Genomic DNA, 17,079 nt, shown 5'->3' with positions numbered 1-17,079 from the left:
TCACTCACCCCCTTCTTCGGCCGCGAACTCGTTCGAGTACACGGACTGGTCGAACTCGACGTTCAGCAGATACGAGAAGCGGTCTGCCGAGACCTGGCTCGAGGTCACCGACTGCCCGTCGGCGTACAGCACGCCTTCCACCCCGCGGAGGGAGCGGATGAGAGCCACGATGTCCAGCGGGGTCGGGCTGTCGAAGGTGACGGTGCCGACGAGACCCTGCTCGGCTGTCGGGTCGTCACCCTGAGGCACGCCGCCCACGGCGAGGTCCACGCCGGTGATCGTCGTGTCAGGCGGCAGCACTCCGGTGATCTTCGCCATCACGGGCGTCCAGGCGAGGTCGGTCGCCATAGCGTCGGTGCGGAAGTCCGTGAGCTCCGACTCGGTCGCCAGCGCCTGGCTGACCTCCGCAAGCGATGCGATCTCGGTGAGAAGCGCGTTGGTCCGGGCCTGCTCGGTGACCAGTCGCTGATCCGCGAAGAACTTGAAGGCGAACGCCCCGGCGATGATGAGCACCGCGACGAGGGTCGCGCCGAGTGCGATCCACACCCACAGCCGAACCAGTGAGTCGCGCTCACGCCGTGCGATCTCGCTGCGCGGCATGAGGTTGACGCGCGGTGCTCCCGAGAACGGGACGGGGATGGCGGTCATTTCGAGGCCTCCCCGAGTGCGATGCCGACGGTGCCGACGAGGTTGAGCGCGACCTCACCGGCGGGCGGCGGGGTCGACATCGAGATGACGTCACCGACCGAGACGACGGTCGTCGGGGTATCGATGGCAGCGGCCAGCGCAGGCAGCACGCCTTCGACTCCGGCACCGGCGCCCGTGACGAACATTCGCGTCAGGGGCGCTGCCATGGGACGGCTGCCGAAGAATGCGAGTGTGCTCCGGAGCCGTGCCGCGAGGTCGGAGACACCGGGGGGTGTGGCCGCGCGGATGGCCCCACGCGTGCGACCGGCGGGGGCGAGGCCGGCACCTGCGCCCATGCCGTTGCCGGCGACGGCGAGCGCCAGCTCAGGCTCAGCGACCTCCACGCTCTGCCGGCGGCTCGCCGCAGTCGCGACGTCGATCGGCAGCAAGCGCACGAACAGCGGAACGCCGCCCCGCGAGATCACGACCTGCGTGGTGTGATCTCCGATGTTCACCGTCGCCACCGTCTCCTCGCGGGACGCCAGCGGTGCCGTGACGCGAGCGAGGCCGAACGCCGACAGGTCGACCGCCTGCGCGCGCACTTTGATCTTCGCGAGCGTCGAGATGATCTGCTCGATGTTCTCGGACACCGCCGCGACGAGCAGGCCCGAGACCTGGTCACCCTCCTGCGACAGCGGGAAGAAGTCGAGCACGGCCTGGCTGGCGGGCACCGGCAGCAGGTCCTGCACCTGGTACGGCAGCGCCTCGCGGAGCAGATCAGGCCGCATCGCCTGCGTCGTGTACTCGCGCACGAGAATGCGACGGCTGGCGACGCCGAGCACGGCGTCCTTGCTCTTGAACTTCGCGCCGGTCCACAGCTGCCGGAGCGCGACCGCGACGGCGCCCGAGTCGAGCACCTCAGAATCGCGCGCTGCCTCGGGCGGCAGCGGCACTTCGCCGTAGGCGACGAGCTGGGGTTTGCGACCGAGCGAGATCTCCGCAGCGCGGACACTCTCTTCGGTCACCTCCAGCCCGACAATCGTCTTCCCCATGATTTCCCCTCCCCAAAGATCGTCGGTGTCAGGCGCCGACGAAGAGATTCACGTACCACTTGCCGACGGCCTCGCCGGCGAACACCCCTGTCCAGGCGCCGAGGATCATCCACGGCCCGAACGGAATGGCGGTCTTGCGTCCGGCACGGCGCAACAGCATGAGCGCGATGCCGAACACTCCCCCGTACAGGAAGGCCGCGAACGCCCCCACAGCGAGCGCGCCCCATCCCAGCCAGCCGAGGTAGATACCGACCACCCCGGCGAGTTTCACGTCTCCGCCACCCATGCCGCCGGGCCGTGCCGCGCGCAGCAGGAAGTAGAAGAGGTACATCACGGCCATGCCGATCGCCGCGCGTGCGAGTGCCGCCCAATCGCCCGTAAGCCAGGCCGCAACCGTGAACAGGATGCCGGCCACGAGGTAGCTCGGCAGCACGATGCTGTTCGGGAGCCGGTGCGTGTCGAGGTCGATGAGCGTGAGGACGATCGAGATCGCCGCGAAGTAGAGGTACGCGACGATGACGAGAGCCAGTGCCCACAGGTCGGCGGCGTGGACTGTGCCGTCGACCGTCGGCAGGAGCCAGTACTCGGTCAGGCTCATGCCGAGAAGGCCCTCGTACACCACGAGACCCCACCACGTCACGAGCGCGAAGGCGATGCCCGTGGCTGCCTCGACGATCGGATATCGCGCGGAGATCGGTGCCTTGCAGTTCGCGCACTTTCCTCGCAGGGCGATCCACGAGATCACCGGGATGTTCTGCCACCATTTGATCGCCATGTCGCAGTGCGCGCAGCGGCTCTCGCGCAGAAGCGAGATCTTTGCGGGCACGCGGTAGGCGACGACGTTGAGGAACGACCCGATCAGGAGGCCGAGGATTCCCGCGACGACGACGAGGAAGGCGATGGCGGCGGACAAGGTTGGTTACTCCGTCTGTGTCAGCATCGTCGGTGGCAGAAGCTTGGTGATGATCTCACCTGAGCCGTCTGGCGCCTCAGCCAGCTTGCAGCCTAGATCAATACGCGGTGTCCAGGTCATCGGCTGGCAATCGAAGTCAGGCTGCTCGAGCTTAATGCTGCCGCTATCACCCGAGTAATACTGACCGCGGAAGCCCTCCTTCTTGGGCGCCTTAGTGATGCCGCACGGCGTGTACAGCATGACTTTCGCTGCACCGCTCGCCAGCTGAGTCATCTCGTCGCCGCCTGATCCAACAGAAGCCGGGCAGGTGACTGCGCGGTTCGCCACGTTGTCGGCGTGAATGAAGAAGAGCTGACGGTCGACTGAATCTGTGGTCAAACCCTGAATGTCGACGTTCATCTTGACGCCGGGCGGAACGAGAAAGAGAACGTCCTTCGTGATGGTGGGGCTGGCAGTGAGGATGATCTTGACGGCGGTTGTGCACGCCGTGTAGTCGATCCCGACACGGGTCGTCCCGGCTGCCAGCGCCGCAGCCACGGTCGCTGTGATGTTCGACGTGCATGACGACGGAGTGCGCCAATCGACATCAGTACCCCAAGCGCTGCGCGTCGAGGGGAAGTCCACCCATGTCGTCATGTCGTAGACGGCCTGAAGAGTCGGGACGAATGCGTCACCAGGCAACGGCGCGGTTGTCACAGTACCCGCAACGAGGCCGGAGGTCTTGACATCGGGCGCTATCGGCGACTGAACGTTGCCCGCCACCGTCATGTCTTTCACCGTGACCTTCGTCCCCGACATGACGTTTCCGCCGACGGCGCCATTGGTCGACTCGAGAATGATCTCACCATTGGCAACGACGTTCTTGTCCACGAGAGCCTTCGACCCTTTGGTCGTGATGGTGCCATTGGCGTAGACGCTGCCCGTGATGTGGCAGTCGGCGCTCAGTTCGATCGAGCCCTTCGGTGCCCACAGGTCGCCATCGATCGAGGTCGTGGAGTTGCAGTTGTAGTCGCCCGTTCGAATGACAAGATCACCAGCGTAAGTCGACTGGGTGAGCTTAAACTGGCCCGCAAAGTACGCGAGCGTTCCGCCGGGCTGCTTCTCGTAGGTCACTGCGCGCTGGTAGTCCGAGACGATGGTCGTCGTCGAACCATCGCCACCTTTTCCTGTAGCGGTGATGCGGATCACCGATGATGCCGCCGTGCTCAAGCACGCATCGGTGAGATGGTCGAAGTCTGTTCCGAACTGCGCACTCACGTTCTCGTACAGTGGCGACGTCGTCGATGCGGCGATCGACTTGGTGCACGGATTCGCCATCACGGCCTGCAGCATCATGTCGCGCCCGGATTCCGCCGACACGAACGCCTGAGTGTCGCTCTTGTTTTCTACGTTGGTGCGCATTGCGAAGATCACCGAACCAGCAATCACCACAGCGGCGATGACGCCGACGAACATCACCACCATTACTGCGACAAGGGCAGCTCCGGCATCGTCGCGCGCCACCGCTCGCACACTCGGGGAGAACATCGCGGGAAGCACTCGGCCACGGACTTTCACCAGCATGGCGACATCGTCCCTTCTGCTGCGTTTCTCATGAAGGCGTTGCCGGCGAAGTGCACGGGTGCCGTGCCCGAAACCGTCGGATCGTTGGCTGTGGCGTCGAATGTGTACGTCACTCCGTTCGATCCGTTAGCCGCGAAGTAAGCCGTCGTACCGGACTGCTGCACTTGGTCCTGCCACAGCGGCCACGCGGCGGGGCTCGAGTCTGGCGCGTCCGTCACGGTCATGCGAAGCTGACCCGCCTGGAAAGTGAAGCCCTGGCATTTCAGCGCGCCGTCTAGCGAAGTGCTCACCTTCAGTGTTGTTCCGCCGCTTTCCACTTCGAACGCGACAGCGTTGCGCATCGCGCGCTCAATCTCGCTTGCAATGAGTTGCCCCCGACTAGCGGCCTGCGTTTGATCCGTCACGTTGGTTTGAGCGCGCCAGGTGTTCGACAGGATCGTCGCGATCACGATGCCGATGATGCCGAGTACAACGACGACCACGATGAGTTCGAGGAGCGAGTATCCGGCGTCGTGCCGTTCTTGTTCCGTCATGATGCGGCCGGCATGTATATGACGGCATCAAGCGAGGCGAGCTCGATTGTGCCGCGAATAGCAGTGACTGTGATCGAAACTGCCGATCCCGCCGCGCAAGTTCCGTGGACAACGCCGCGCGTTTCGAATGGGCGATCCGAACCGTCGGCGAAGCCCGACTTGACTGCTACCGCATTGGCGATTGCCGTACAAGAAGGCGATTGACGCGCGTCTTCGATGAGGCTGTTCAGTTGCCGCGTGGCAGTCGCGACAGACGACTGCTTGGCCGAAAGCTGAAGTCCCTGCACGAGAGCCGGCAGAAGCGCAATCGCTATCAGGCCCAGGAGAAACGTCGCGATGACCACTTCGACGAGACTGAACCCTCCGGAGTCACGAGCCTTCCTCTTCACCGCGCACCTCCCACGACGCAGAGCTCACCGCCTGAATGGTGCCACGGGGACCGGTTTGCTCCCGATCCCCGTGACAGGGTCCTACTCTTCTTCTTCCTCGGCAGCGCAGCCGGGGCCGGACGAGACGGCGTCGGGCCAACCGTCCCCGCCGGTCGCCGAAACGCACACCGAGTCGACCGTGGTGCCTGTGCTGGTCAGGGCAGTAGTGATCCCTTGGGTGGCGTCTCCCGCCGACGTCGCTGCCGCCTGGCCGTCCGCAAGGACAGCACCCGTCTGCGCAAAGGCGGCGGCCGCAGCCGATGCTCCGTTCGCTGCGGCGGCCTTCAGCGCGTTCGTCTGGGCCTGCGTCTGAATGTTTGCGAAGATCGGGATCGCGATCGCGACGAGGATGCCGAGAATAACGACGACGATGATGAGTTCGATGAGGGAGAAGCCTTCTTCGCCCTCTTCCTCACGACGCCGCTTGGCAGCGTCGATGTAGTTCTTGATTGTTGCACGCATGGCGCGTCTCTCCCCAGTGTGAGTTGATAGGTCAGCTCTAACCGACCGGCGCGCCAATGCGCAGCGGTCTCAAACACCCCAGTAACACATCCCAGACTCTGTTAGAGCTGGGTTTGAGACACACGCGCAAAGCGTGAATCCCCTCCCGCCATAGAACCTCTCACCCGCCCTGGCAACCTGTCAACGACGGCGCGCACAGTGTTCGCCTAAGAAAGCCTCAGTCAGACCGCGCGAAGACCTGCGCCGCGCGCCGGGTGACCCAGTCACCCGGCGCCCTGGGGAAGCGGCGGGCGGCGGCATCCGTCGTCCGGTCGAAGGACTGGGAGACCTCGATGACGACGTCACGCGCGCGAGATTCGGCGATCGCGCGGTGAGCGCCGACGAGCCTGCACCGCAGGCGCAACTGCCGCCGCCGGGATAGATCTACGACCCGTCGACGGCGCAGACCCGCTGATGGGACGGCGCCGGCTAGACCCACCATGCGCTCCCGCTGACCCCCGGCGCCGATGTAGGGGACGACGATCGGCACTGACCCCAAGCAGAGGCCGCCGTGACGGCGAAGAACAGGCCGGCGAGAGGCGGCGCTCATCCTCGTCCTCGTGCAGCTGCTCGGCTCTCTCGGGATCGCGGTGCTCGCCTTGGCCGTCGGATCGCAGATCCTGCAGTACCACTGGCTGCTCGGCATCCTGTCGCTGCTGTGGTTCCTCATGGCCGCGGCTGCGTTCGTACTCGCGATCGTCGCATGGTGATCGCGCTGCTGCGCCCGAGGCGCACGCGCGAGGCGGTCTTCGCGCTCGTCCTCACCTCGATCGCGGTGGTTTGGGTTGCGCTCCGTACCGTCGCGTCGGTCTCGCCGTACTGATCAGTCAGCTCGCTGGGCGGGAGCGCGGCATCCGTCGCCGTAGCCTCGTATCTTTCATCGAATGTCGGAGCCCCTCAATAGTCTGAAGGTGTGAACCTTTCATCGCTAGGAGACGAGCTAGATCCGTGGATCGACGACGATCCCGACGGATTCCTCACCGAGGCAGAGGCGCTCGAACTGGGCATCGAGCCGCCGGAGTTCGACGTCGCCGAGCTCGACGCCAGCGGCGAATCACACACTGCCGCGATGCATGAACTCGAAGGCATCAACGCGCGGGCTCGCGTCCTCATCGCGGACGAGTACGCGGGTATCGCGAACGTTCTGCGCGACGCAGCCGCGTGTCCCGACCCGTGGGTCGGCCCGGACCCGACGCTGGATCCTGCGTGGCTCGATCCGCAGGGACGGTCCGCGGCGGCCGTGCGCGCCGAGCGGCGGAACATCGCGGTGCGAGCCGCGGCACTCGAGCTCTCGGTGCGTTTGGGGATGTCGGAGAACGTGGTTCGCACGCGCGCAGCGCACGCCGACACGCTGCGCGAGCGATGCCCGAAGATCTGGGAGGCGTTCCGGTCGGGGCGCATCGTCGCCCAGAACGCGGCGACGGCGGCGGCGCAGGCCGCAACCCTCCCCGCCCGCGCAAAGGACGCCTGGGCGAAGTTCGATGAACAGCTCGCGGGTTCGGCGCAGACGCTTGCGCCGGGAAAGTTCCGTGTGCGGGCCAGGGTCGTCCGCGAACGTATACACCCCGAGCACATCGATGAGCGGCACCAGCGGGCGAAGGACGAGCGAAACGTCTGGTTCCAGCGTGAGGCCGACGGGATGGCGTCCTACACAGTGTTCACGACTGCCGACCAGGTGATCGCGCTCGAGCGGTACGCGGATGCACTCGCGCGACACCTGCGGGCCCAGGAAGGTGAGGAGCGGACGCTCGCGCAACTCCGTGCAGACATCGTGGTCGACCTCACCGCACGAGGCATGTCGCATAGCACCGAGTCTGGCACCTGGCGTGCGCGTGCATCCGTGGCGCTGACGGTGCCGGTCCTGACGCTTCTCGGACAGGACGACGAGCCCGCCACGCTCGACGGCTACGGGCCGATCGACACCGAAACCGCGCGGCGGCTCACGGGGGAGGCATCCAGCTGGGTCCGCATCCTCACCCACCCCGTCACCGGCACGGTTCTCGACGTCGACCGCACCACCTACCGCGTTCCGAAACCGCTGCGACGTTGGCTCGGGGTTCGCGACCAGGTCTGCACCGGCCCCGGATGCATGAGATCCGCCCGAGATTGCGACATCGACCACCTGCTGGACTGGCAATACGGCGGGAAGACCGCCGACACCAACACAGGTCCGCTATGCGAGCCACACCACGTGATCAAGACCAAGAGCAAATGGGTGCTCTATCGCGACGAGATCAGCGGCGCGAGATGGTGGGTGTCGCCCACATCGTTGACGGTCCCGGTGGAACCACCACCGTTCTGACGCACGCTTCACCGCAAGGCCGCACTCGCCGGCGCCCGCACTAGGCGCGCCCGCACTCTCGTCGGCGCCGCACGACTGCGCGGTCGCCCCGAGCGGACGGTTCGCGCGGACTCAGCTCAGGATCGCCAACGCCTGCTGCGTCGCGACGATCGCAAGCCACGCCACCAGCAAGATCGACACGACCACCGCGATCCCCGACAGGAGCCGGCTCGTCGAGCGCTGCGCCGCCACGATCAGCCCGCCGATCGCCAGGAACAACGCACCGGCCGCGAACGCCACGCTGACCAGGCTGATCAGACCCGCGAGGGACTCGTTCCAGCCACTCAGCCAGAACACGACCGCCAGGCCGCCGAGGGCGGCCACCACGATCAGCACGATCGACGCACGCGCCGGGATGTTCGCCGGACTCGCCTCAGGAAGCGGCGGCCGCATCTCCCCCACATACGAACTCGACACCGGCTGGTACACGATCGGCGTCGGCATCCGCTCGTCCACCGGCGCCGGACGCCGGGGCGTGATCTGGTCGGGAAAGGTCGCGCCCTTCGCATCCCGGAAACCGTTCGTCGGGACCTCGCGCGGCGCCGGCGCACGAGGCGACGAAGCAACGGGCGGCGTCGGCGCCGGCGCCGAGGCTTCCGGTTCCGGCACGACCGAAGGCGGATCGACGGATGCCTCGTCCCGCGCCTCCGCGGGCTCAGCCAGCGACGACGGAGCCGGCCACACCGCGGCGGCATGCGGTTCCTCGACGACCGACGGCGCCTCGGGCGACCCAGCCGCCGCACCGGAGACCCCTGACGCTTCGCCAGAACCAGCACCCGAATCCGCCGATCGCCGCGCACGCAGCTGCGCCCGGCTCATCGGCGGGCTCGACGGCGCCCCCGCACCACCCACGACGTCCGTCGCAGGCGTGGCCGTAGCATCCGTTGCCACCGGACGGTAGTCGTCCGTCCACGCAGCGCCGTTCCACCACCGCAGGCGGTCAGCACGCGAGTCATCCTCGTACCAACCGGGCGGCGGTCCCCCCTGAGACCCGTCCGTCATCATGCTCCCCAGCAGAATGATTTCCCGAGCGCAAACATACCGGAGCGGCTGGACCGCCAGTACCAAACCCGCGGCGCGGGTCTCAGCCGTCGAGTACCTCGAGCCTCACGGTCACCGGTCCGCGGTCGACCAGGCCCTCGGCATCGCGCACCGCCTTCTTCAACGGCAGCACGTATGAGCCCGAGTCGGACGAAGGGAAGATCGACGTCGTCCACTCGGTTCCACCGATCTGCGCACGCACGCGCACCGAGCCGAAGCCGCGGTACGGGCGCGGGATCTCGCGGATCTCCTCGCTGAGCTCGGGCGGCACCGAGGTGAAGAACCAGGCCGCATCCTCGCGCGCGTCCCAGCGGAAGACGTCCCCGTCGAACTCGATGATCACGAACACGAGGGTAGCGAGCAGGTCCGACGGTGCGAGCGTACAATCCGGGCCATGGCCGACATCATGGCCGGTGGGATCCGCATCGAGTATCGGCGGCAGGGACGCGGTGCGCCGCTCGTGCTGTTCCACGGAGCCTTCGAGGATTCGAGGATCTGGACCGACGAGTTCGATCGCCTCACGCCCTACGTCGACCTGATCGCCTGGGACGCCCCCGGATGCGGAGAGTCGGCCGACGTTCCTGCCGGGTGGACCGACCGCGATTGGGCCGATGCGGCAGCCTCGTTCGTCACGTCGCTCGGACTGACCGCCCCGTGCGTCGCAGGATTCTCGATGGGATCGGTGCTGGCGCTGCTGCTCGCCCGAGACCACCCGGATGCCGTCGGCAGCCTCGTGCTCATCGGCGCCTATGCCGGATGGGCCGGGTCGCTCGACGCCGAGGCGCTCGCGGAACGAGTGGAGGCGGTGCGGTTCACGATCGATCATCCGGTCGACGAGTGGGCCGCTGGATTTCTCGACTCGGTCTTCACCGCGGATGCGGCTCTCGAGCGGCGTGCGATGGCGCGGGCTTTGCTCGACGATTGGCGTCCGGCGACCACGGCCGCGCTGCTCGAGGTGATGACGATGGACCTGCGCCCGGCACTCCCCTCGATCCGCACGCCCACCGTGATCGTGCGCGGGGCGCAGGACGTGCGAAGTCCACGCGCGGCGGCGCTCGAAATGGTGGAGGCGCTTCCCGACGCGCGCTTCATCGAGATCGCCGACGCCGGCCACGATTGCACCGGTCCTGAACTCGACGCGGTGCTGACCACCGAGGCCGCGGAGGCGGAGTGCCGCACGATCACGCGGGTCGCAGCATCCGTCACCGACGCGACAGCCACGGACTCTGCGGAGCCCGCAGGCCCCCCGTGCCCGCCGGACGTCCGGCCACCGTCCTAAGCCGTTCGTCGTCTGGCCTCAGTCGTCAGTTGGGGGAATCCAGTCTTCGGCATCCCACCGATAGAACATGCTGGCGACCGAATCCTTCGGGGTCTGCCAGCGCTCCGGCCGGTACGGCGAGAGGTACGGGCTGAGGTTCTTCATGACACTGGCGAAAGCCGGCCGGAGGGACTCGTGGTTCTGCCGCACTTCTGCCGCCTTGACCTTGTCCTGCTCCAGGACGTGCACGAAGACGTCGTCGATGGAGTACAGCCAACGCCCAGCCACGCCTGTCTCGATCGGCAGCGGACCCGCATCCGACTCGGCGAATACACGGGCGATATCGGCCTCTGAGTCGGGCTTCATCCGCTGAACGATGACGGTCACGGCCCGGTCCGCCGGAACATCGCCGTCCGGCACCCAGCTGTAGAACTCCTTCGCGACCGAGTGCGACGGGTTCTCCCAGTAGCTCGGGTACGGCGTGACATACGGACCGATCTCTTCGGCGATCTGCTGGAAGGCCGGAAGACCACGCCGCTGGCCGGAGATCGCTGGATCCTGCTTGCGATCGAGGACGTGGATGTAGAGGTCGTCGTGGGACAGCAGGCTCCGGCCGATGACACCCAGGTCCTGCGGTCGGGTGATCTGGTCGTAGTGGCCGAAGACGGCACCGACCTTGTCCTCGCTGCCTCGAACCATGTGGCAGACGATGACGTTGCGGTAAGGGCGGAAGGTCATGACTTCTTCTTTCGCTCGGTTGCTCGGGATGCCGGGTCAATCGCTCGATCGAACGGTCGGCGTCGGGGCATCGGTCAAGATGTGCTGGAGGTGGCCCTGGATTCCGGCGAGCGTCGCTCTTGCGCTGCGATACCCGACGTGACCGTCGGGTCGGATGAGGTAGGCGGTGAGTCCCAGGGCGTCGTAGGTCGTGCGGAATGCGCCGGCGCTGTCACGCAGGACGGGAACGCCGAGATGCGCCGGTACCTGCGCCGCTTTGCTCGCGATCAGGTAGGCGTCGACCTCGCCCGAAGATCGATTGCGCACCGAGGCGGCCAGCTCGTCAAGCTCCACGAGCTCGTCCTCGCTCACTGCGTCGTCGCCGTACAGCAGCAGGGTCGACTTCGTTCCACGCATGACGTCGAACAGTCGAAGAGGGTGGCCGACTCCGAACCTCGTCAGGCCATGCACGTCGGGCGCGCGCTCGCCTGGCGCCGGACCCCCCGGAGCCGAGTACGCCCCGACGTCTTCGCCCACAAGAGGGCTCCCCGAGTAGTTCATGGTCATCTGCATCTCGAGGAGGAACTGCGCCTTTTCATCCTCCATGTCCATCTCGTCGGTGAAGGCGAGCGCGACGGCGCGATCGACGATCGCCTTGCCCGCCGGGCGCCGCTCGGCCTCGTAACTGTCGAGCAGGCTCGGCGCGGCGATTCCGCGGACGGCCAGGGCCAGCTTCCAGCCGAGGTTCCAGGCATCCTGGATGCCGGTGTTCATGCCCTGCCCGCCGGCCGGAGGATGCAGGTGTGCGGCGTCGCCGGCGACGAAGACCCGGCCGGCGCGGTATCGGTCGACGATGCCGTGCTTGATGCGGAAGATGGATGACCACCGCAGGTCGCTGGCCGTCGTCGGCTCCGGCGCGAGATCGTCGAGTACGGCTTGGATGTCGGCGAGGGACGGTGGCGCGTACTCCTTCCAGAACCCGGCCGGGACCACCCCCGACCCGATCGTCTTCTGCAGCTGTTGCGGCGCGAGGGTGGCAACCCGGTAGCGCCCCTTGCCGGGCAGCGGGACGCAGACCAGCATCCCGGTGAAGTCGCCGTCGTCTTCGATACGGACGAAACGCAGGAGATGGCCCGGCGGCATCGTCCAGTCGAGCCGGACGTCGCCCAGCATGAACAGCTGCGGGAACATCGACAGCCCGCCCTCGAACCTCAGCCCGATGCCCTCGCGCACCACGCTGTGTCCGCCGTCGCAGCCGACCAGGAACTGTGCTCGCGTCACGGTCTCCTCACCGGAGACGTCTTTCAGCGTCGCGGTGACCCCCTCGTCGTGCTGCTCGAAGGAGACCAGCTCGACACCGCATTCCAGGGTGACTCCGAAAGACGCGAGCCGCTCGCGCAGGATGCGCTCCGTCTCGTACTGAGGCAGTCCCAGGTGGGCGTAGGGAAGCTCGCTGAGTCCGGACCAGTCGACCTGGTGAGTCTGCTTGCCATTCACGTACACCGTCTGGCCGTGCAACCAGATCCCCGCGCGCATCGCCTCCGCGACGACGCCCTGGTCCTCCCAGATCTCCATCGTCCGGCAGTGGATGCCGATCGCCTTGTCCGCCTGGGTCGCGACCTCCGGACGCTTGTCGATGATGCGCACAGCGATGCCCCTGCGAGCCAATTCGATGGCGCAGGTGAGCCCCACGGGCCCGCCACCGACCACCAGCACCTCGATGTCGGCTCCCCCGACGGGCCGGGCGGCGGTGGCGGCCGCCGCAGGACGCGCCGATGGAGCCGCCTGCGCTGGGGACGCCGCAGCCGCGGGTGAGTCTGCCGGCGCCTCGTCGACCGCAGGTGCCGGCGCGGCGGCCGCAGGTGCCGGCGCGGCGGCCGCAGGTGCCGGCGCGGCGGCGGTGACCGGCTCCGGCGCCGCCACCAGTGCCGGAGCCGGAGCACCCGCGCCGAGAGCCGCCCGCGGGGAGGCGGCCCGAACCGGAGGGAACTCCGGGGTGCCCGGAGCCGGTTTGTGCTCGGGCGGGCGATAGCGGATCTCGAACACGCGCCGCGCGAACTCGACGGAAAGCCACCGGGCCAGCGGGCCGCTCTGGTCGGCGTGGGACGGATCCTCGACCCAGTTGATGAAGTCCTGCTCGGACTCCCACTCGGCGAAGATGTGGTAGATGAACGACCCGGGCTCCTTGAGCAGCTCCTCGCGCACCAGACCGGGCGTGCCCTCGAGCCGGGAGGTCACGAGCCGGTAAGCCTGCTCGAATGCCTCCTCCTCCCCCGGGCTCACCCTGGTGGTCAGGTCGATGCGAATGGGCAGCGGCTTCATCGCGGGGACCGTCGTCAGCAGCTCATAGGTGCTCCGTGCGGCGTCCTCGCGCAGATCACGCAGACCCGCGGTCAGCGCCTCGCGCTGATCGCTGCGCCCGAACGCATCCACCGCCGCGCGGTCGGTCCATTCGCTGGTGATGACGAAAGTGCGTGAGTCGTCGACGTCACGCGAAAGCTCCTGTCGCACATTCCCGGGCACGCGACTGATCTCGGCAGCCGCCCGGGCCCAGGCATCCTGGAACTCCGCCTCCAGGCCCTCTCGGGCGCGCATCCTGAGCACGGTCCTGATCGTCGATTGGCTCACGACGCACCTGCCTCCGCGACGCGTTCGAGGTCCGCAGCGGCGACCCTCCGCAGCACCATCGAGCTGTTGAACCCGCCGAAGCCGCGCGCGTTGATCAACACGACGTCGAGGTCGAGCTCGCGGGGCACCCGCACCAGGTCGAGTCCATACGCCGGATGCGGCGTGTCGAGGTTGCCGACCGCCGGCGCGACGCCCTCGCGGATCGCCAGCAGCGCCGTGGCCACGCTGAGAGCGGAACCCCCGGCGTTGAGCCGACCGACGAAACCCTGTGGCGCGGTGACCGGCACGCTCCCGACCCGGTCGCCGAAGACCATCCGCAACGCGGATGCCTCCAGGGCATCGAGTTCCGCGACGCCCGCCGCATCGGCGACGACCAGGTCGACGTCATCGGCGGTCACGCCGGCATCTGCCATCGCCAGCCTCATCGCTCGGGCCATCTGCGTCGCATCCTCCGCCGGCGCATTCGGGTCGAAGGCGTCGTGTGTGGATCCGTAACCGGCGATCTCTCCGTAGATCTGAGGGGCTCCGCGTTCCAGGGCGGTGCGGCGGTCCTCGACGAGAAGCACTGCCCCACCCTCACCGGGCGCGTAACCGTTCGCCTGCTCGTCGAAGGGCTTGTAGCCGGCTCGTGGGTCAGCCGACGTGGTCAGTCTCCCGCTCGTGGTGTAACAGGTCAGGGCGTAGGGCGACAGCGGGGCCTCGGTCCCGCCTGCGATGACGGCGGTGGTTCCGCGGCGAACCACTCGCCGCGCATGACCGAGGCTGTCCAGGCCGCCGGCTCCCTCGGTCACCAGGACGCTGGCGGGGCCCTTGGTGGCGTGCCGGATCGAGGATTGTCCGGTGCTGGCCGCGTAGAACCACGCGATCGACTGATAGGCACCCACTGCTCGGGGACCTCGCGTGTACAGGCCGGTCATCTCGTTCTGGCCAAACTCGTTCCCGCCCGATCCCGCTGCAAGCGCCACCGATGTGGCGTATGGGCTGTGATTGGCGGGGTCGTAGCGGGCGTCGTCCAGTGCCATCTGCGTTGCCGCCAGCGACATCCAGGTCCAGCGGTCGGTCTGCACCGCCAGGCGCGGGTCTACATGCTCGGCGACCTCGAATCCTTCGACCTGGCCGGCGAGCGTGGTGGCGTAGCGGGTCGGATCGAACGCCGAGATGCGACGCACGCTCAGTTCGCCGGCCAGGATGCTCTTCCAGTGCTCGTCGGCGCCGACGCCACTGGGGGCGATGACGCCGAGCCCCGTGACCACGACGCGGGTCATGCCGCCACCTCGTGATTCGCCAGCACGATGGCCGACTGGAACCCGCCGAATCCGCTGCCCACCGATACGACGACATCCACCGGCAGGTCCCGCGCCGTTCGGGGCACGTAGTCCAGGTCGCACTCGGGGTCGCGGTTCTCCAGGTTCGCGGTGGGCGGGACGACGCCGTGCTCGATGGCGAGGCTGCACGCGACAAGCTCGATGGAGCCGATCGCGCCCAGCGAATGCCCGACCATCGACTTGATCGAGCTCATCGAGATATCGAAGGCGTGGTGACCGAGACTGCGCTTGACCGCGGCGGTCTCGTGCCTGTCGTTCTGCTTCGTGCCCGAACCATGGGCGTTGACGTAATCGACGGTCGACAGGTCGAGCTTGGCCTGGTCGAGAGCGGCATCGATCGCGGCACTCATCTCCACGCCGTCAGGCCGCAGTCCCGTCATGTGGAACGCATTGCACCGGTTGGCGAAGCCCCCGATCTCGCAGTAGATGTGGGCGCCCCGCGCCCGCGCGTGGCCGTACTCCTCCAGGATGAGCACCGCGCCGCCCTCGCCCATCACGAACCCGTCGCGGGTCGCGTCGAACGGCCGGGATGCGTGCTCGGGATCGTCGTTTCGCGCGGATGTCGCATGGATCGTGTCGAAGCAGGCGACCGAGATCGGCGAGATGGGCGCGTCGCTCGCCCCCGAGATGACGATGTCCGCATCTCCGTCCTGGATCAGCTGGGCGCCGTATCCGACGGCATCGATGCCCGATGTGCAGCCGGTCGACATGACCGACGCCGGCCCGTGCGCCTGGAAGCGGATCGCCAGTTCCGTGGCCGCACTGCTGGGGACGAGCGCGTTGTACAGGAACTTCGACCCGTATGCGGGATCGACCAGCCAGTCCCTGCCGTGGTTGCTGACGTTGACGTATTCGTCCTCGAGCCGCATCGTCGCACCGACCGCACTGCCCAGGCTAACTGCGAGCCGGTCGTGGTCGACGCCCGTCCCGGAGTGCAGCTCGAGACCGCTGTCGGCGACGGCCTCATCCGCCGCGATCATGGCGAACTGGATGAAGCGGTCGTTGCGGTAGATCTCCTGCGGCGTCAGGCCGGCGGCCAGCGGGTCGAGGTCGACCTCTGCGGCGATCTGCGATCGGAACCGCGCGGGGTCGAAGAAGCTGATCCTGCGGGTCGCGGTGCGACCTTCGGTCAGCAGGTTCCAGAAGGCGTGCTTTCCCACGCCACCCGGTGCGACGACTCCCACACCGGTGACGACGACTCTTCGCCCGGTGCTCATCGGACGCCACCGAGGGAGCCGGGAGACGGTTCCGTGTCGACATGACCGAGCTCGGGGCGCGGCGCCAGCGGACCACAGGTGAAGACGAAGAACGCAGGGCCGTCACCATCGTTGATGATGCGGTGACGCACTCCGACGGGAATGTGGATCGCGGATTCCGCCGTCAATCGGCGCTCCTCTCCGTCCACGGTGATCAGGACGTCGCCGGAGACGCAATAGAGGAACTCCTCGGAGTACGGATGCCAGTGCTCCGTCACAATCTCGCCGCGCGCGAGAGTGAGTGTTCCCATGAAGGCGGCCGCGGCACCGACACTGGCGGGCGACAGCAGGGTGCGGATGTCTCCCCCGCGCCGATAGTTCGGCTGTACGTCATGGCGATGCACGATCGGACCGCAGATGACGGTCGACGGGGGGTGCACATTGATGGTCACGGGGACTCCTTGGTGGTCGATACGAGAGCCCCGTCGGCGGCTGAATGCACCTTCTGGGCGATGATGGCCATCTGGATCTTGCTGTTCGCGTCGATTCGCCTCGTCATGGCGGCGGTGTCGACAGGCGCCGTGGGGCGCATCCGGAAGTCCTGCACCCAGCGCATGATCGTTCCGCCGGTGACCGGCTGGTACGTCCACTCGATGTCCATGAACTCGAACGGACCTGGCTCCACCCGTCGTGCGCGCACTCGGTGGGCGACCGGGTCCAAAGTGCGTTCCGAGACCCAGCTCCAGACCGTCCCATCGGCGTCGGGATGCATGGCCAGCCGGAACAGGAAATAGCTGTCGTCGCGCTGCTCGAGGATGTCGATGGAGGCGTACTCGGTGAACAGGTTCGGCCAGCTGGGGAGGTCGTTCGTCATCTGCCACACGTGATCCAGCGGGGCAGCGATGAAGATGGAGTTGTCGGTGTGGCCTTCCGTTTCCACAGTCGTGAACTCCTGT

General features: G+C 67.2%; 18 protein-coding genes and 1 pseudogene. 3 read left to right on the top strand and 16 right to left on the bottom strand.

Going from position 1 to position 17,079, the window contains the following annotated elements:
- From ACEYYH_RS08580 to ACEYYH_RS08550, 7 genes are all read right to left on the bottom strand, one after another.
- Nucleotides 1–648: a hypothetical protein gene (locus ACEYYH_RS08580; RefSeq protein ID WP_374977780.1), complete on the bottom strand. Its 648-nt coding sequence runs from the start codon at nt 646–648 to the stop codon at nt 1–3.
- Nucleotides 645–1,679 carry a type IV pilus biogenesis protein PilM gene (gene pilM, locus ACEYYH_RS08575; protein WP_374977779.1) on the bottom strand — a complete coding sequence of 345 codons (1,035 nt, stop codon included), beginning with the start codon at nt 1,677–1,679 and terminating at the stop codon, nt 645–647. Before pilM ends, ACEYYH_RS08580 begins: the two co-directional genes overlap by 4 nt.
- 28 nt (nt 1,680–1,707) lie before the next feature.
- Nucleotides 1,708–2,592: a prepilin peptidase gene (locus ACEYYH_RS08570; RefSeq protein ID WP_374977778.1), complete on the bottom strand. Its 885-nt coding sequence runs from the start codon at nt 2,590–2,592 to the stop codon at nt 1,708–1,710.
- A 6-nt stretch (nt 2,593–2,598) separates the two neighbouring features.
- Nucleotides 2,599–4,155 carry a hypothetical protein gene (locus ACEYYH_RS08565; RefSeq protein ID WP_374977777.1) on the bottom strand — a complete coding sequence of 519 codons (1,557 nt, stop codon included), beginning with the start codon at nt 4,153–4,155 and terminating at the stop codon, nt 2,599–2,601.
- Nucleotides 4,146–4,688 carry a prepilin-type N-terminal cleavage/methylation domain-containing protein gene (locus tag ACEYYH_RS08560; protein ID WP_374977776.1) on the bottom strand — a complete coding sequence of 181 codons (543 nt, stop codon included), beginning with the start codon at nt 4,686–4,688 and terminating at the stop codon, nt 4,146–4,148. Before ACEYYH_RS08560 ends, ACEYYH_RS08565 begins: the two co-directional genes overlap by 10 nt.
- Nucleotides 4,685–5,077, bottom strand: coding sequence for a prepilin-type N-terminal cleavage/methylation domain-containing protein (locus ACEYYH_RS08555; protein WP_374977775.1), 393 nt, complete (start codon nt 5,075–5,077; stop codon nt 4,685–4,687). The genes ACEYYH_RS08560 and ACEYYH_RS08555 overlap by 4 nt, the downstream gene beginning before the upstream one ends.
- 81 nt (nt 5,078–5,158) lie before the next feature.
- Entirely contained in the window at nt 5,159–5,578 is a 420-nt protein-coding gene (locus ACEYYH_RS08550; protein ID WP_374977774.1) for a type IV pilin protein, read from the bottom strand.
- A gap of 599 nt (nt 5,579–6,177) precedes the next feature.
- On the opposite strand from ACEYYH_RS08550, the gene ACEYYH_RS08545 reads away from it, so the two are divergent.
- Both ACEYYH_RS08545 and ACEYYH_RS08540 read left to right on the top strand, forming a co-directional pair.
- A complete protein-coding gene (locus ACEYYH_RS08545) occupies nt 6,178–6,327 on the top strand; it encodes a hypothetical protein (RefSeq protein WP_374977773.1) in 150 nt (49 codons plus the stop codon).
- Between the two features lie 203 nt (nt 6,328–6,530).
- Nucleotides 6,531–7,919 carry a DUF222 domain-containing protein gene (locus ACEYYH_RS08540; protein WP_374977772.1) on the top strand — a complete coding sequence of 463 codons (1,389 nt, stop codon included), beginning with the start codon at nt 6,531–6,533 and terminating at the stop codon, nt 7,917–7,919.
- Between the two features lie 111 nt (nt 7,920–8,030).
- Here ACEYYH_RS08540 and ACEYYH_RS08535 read toward each other — a convergent pair whose 3' ends face one another.
- The 3 genes and pseudogenes from ACEYYH_RS08535 to ACEYYH_RS08525 form a co-directional block, all read right to left on the bottom strand.
- Nucleotides 8,031–8,849 carry a hypothetical protein gene (locus ACEYYH_RS08535; protein ID WP_374978298.1) on the bottom strand — a complete coding sequence of 273 codons (819 nt, stop codon included), beginning with the start codon at nt 8,847–8,849 and terminating at the stop codon, nt 8,031–8,033.
- Nucleotides 8,850–8,960, bottom strand: a pseudogene (locus tag ACEYYH_RS08530) (DUF2510 domain-containing protein); the annotation flags it as partial.
- A gap of 82 nt (nt 8,961–9,042) precedes the next feature.
- Nucleotides 9,043–9,342, bottom strand: coding sequence for a DUF1905 domain-containing protein (locus ACEYYH_RS08525; protein WP_374977771.1), 300 nt, complete (start codon nt 9,340–9,342; stop codon nt 9,043–9,045).
- A 51-nt stretch (nt 9,343–9,393) separates the two neighbouring features.
- Between ACEYYH_RS08525 and ACEYYH_RS08520 the strand changes: the two genes are divergently transcribed.
- Nucleotides 9,394–10,278 carry an alpha/beta fold hydrolase gene (locus tag ACEYYH_RS08520; RefSeq protein WP_374977770.1) on the top strand — a complete coding sequence of 295 codons (885 nt, stop codon included), beginning with the start codon at nt 9,394–9,396 and terminating at the stop codon, nt 10,276–10,278.
- An 18-nt stretch (nt 10,279–10,296) separates the two neighbouring features.
- Here ACEYYH_RS08520 and ACEYYH_RS08515 read toward each other — a convergent pair whose 3' ends face one another.
- The 6 genes from ACEYYH_RS08515 to ACEYYH_RS08490 are packed head-to-tail and all read right to left on the bottom strand — an operon-like array spanning nt 10,297 to nt 17,063.
- A complete protein-coding gene (locus ACEYYH_RS08515; protein WP_374977769.1) occupies nt 10,297–10,995 on the bottom strand; it encodes a TcmI family type II polyketide cyclase in 699 nt (232 codons plus the stop codon).
- 36 nt (nt 10,996–11,031) lie between these two features.
- Entirely contained in the window at nt 11,032–13,578 is a 2,547-nt protein-coding gene (locus ACEYYH_RS08510) for an FAD-dependent oxidoreductase (RefSeq protein WP_374978190.1), read from the bottom strand.
- Between the two features lie 20 nt (nt 13,579–13,598).
- Complete coding sequence (locus tag ACEYYH_RS08505) at nt 13,599–14,867, bottom strand: beta-ketoacyl synthase N-terminal-like domain-containing protein (protein WP_374977768.1); 1,269 nt, start codon at nt 14,865–14,867, stop codon at nt 13,599–13,601.
- Complete coding sequence (locus ACEYYH_RS08500) at nt 14,864–16,144, bottom strand: beta-ketoacyl-[acyl-carrier-protein] synthase family protein (RefSeq protein ID WP_374977767.1); 1,281 nt, start codon at nt 16,142–16,144, stop codon at nt 14,864–14,866. The genes ACEYYH_RS08505 and ACEYYH_RS08500 overlap by 4 nt, the downstream gene beginning before the upstream one ends.
- A complete protein-coding gene (locus ACEYYH_RS08495) occupies nt 16,141–16,575 on the bottom strand; it encodes a cupin domain-containing protein (RefSeq protein WP_374977766.1) in 435 nt (144 codons plus the stop codon). The genes ACEYYH_RS08500 and ACEYYH_RS08495 overlap by 4 nt, the downstream gene beginning before the upstream one ends.
- The gene (locus tag ACEYYH_RS08490; RefSeq protein WP_374977765.1) at nt 16,572–17,063 is read right to left on the bottom strand and encodes an SRPBCC family protein; all 492 of its coding nucleotides are present in this window, start codon (nt 17,061–17,063) and stop codon (nt 16,572–16,574) included. Before ACEYYH_RS08490 ends, ACEYYH_RS08495 begins: the two co-directional genes overlap by 4 nt.
- Between the last annotated feature and the right edge of the window lie 16 nt (nt 17,064–17,079).

This window comes from Microbacterium trichothecenolyticum, from assembly GCF_041938625.1.
Lineage (GTDB): Bacteria > Actinomycetota > Actinomycetes > Actinomycetales > Microbacteriaceae > Microbacterium > Microbacterium trichothecenolyticum_D.
This window is presented reverse-complemented; position numbering and strand designations above follow the sequence as displayed.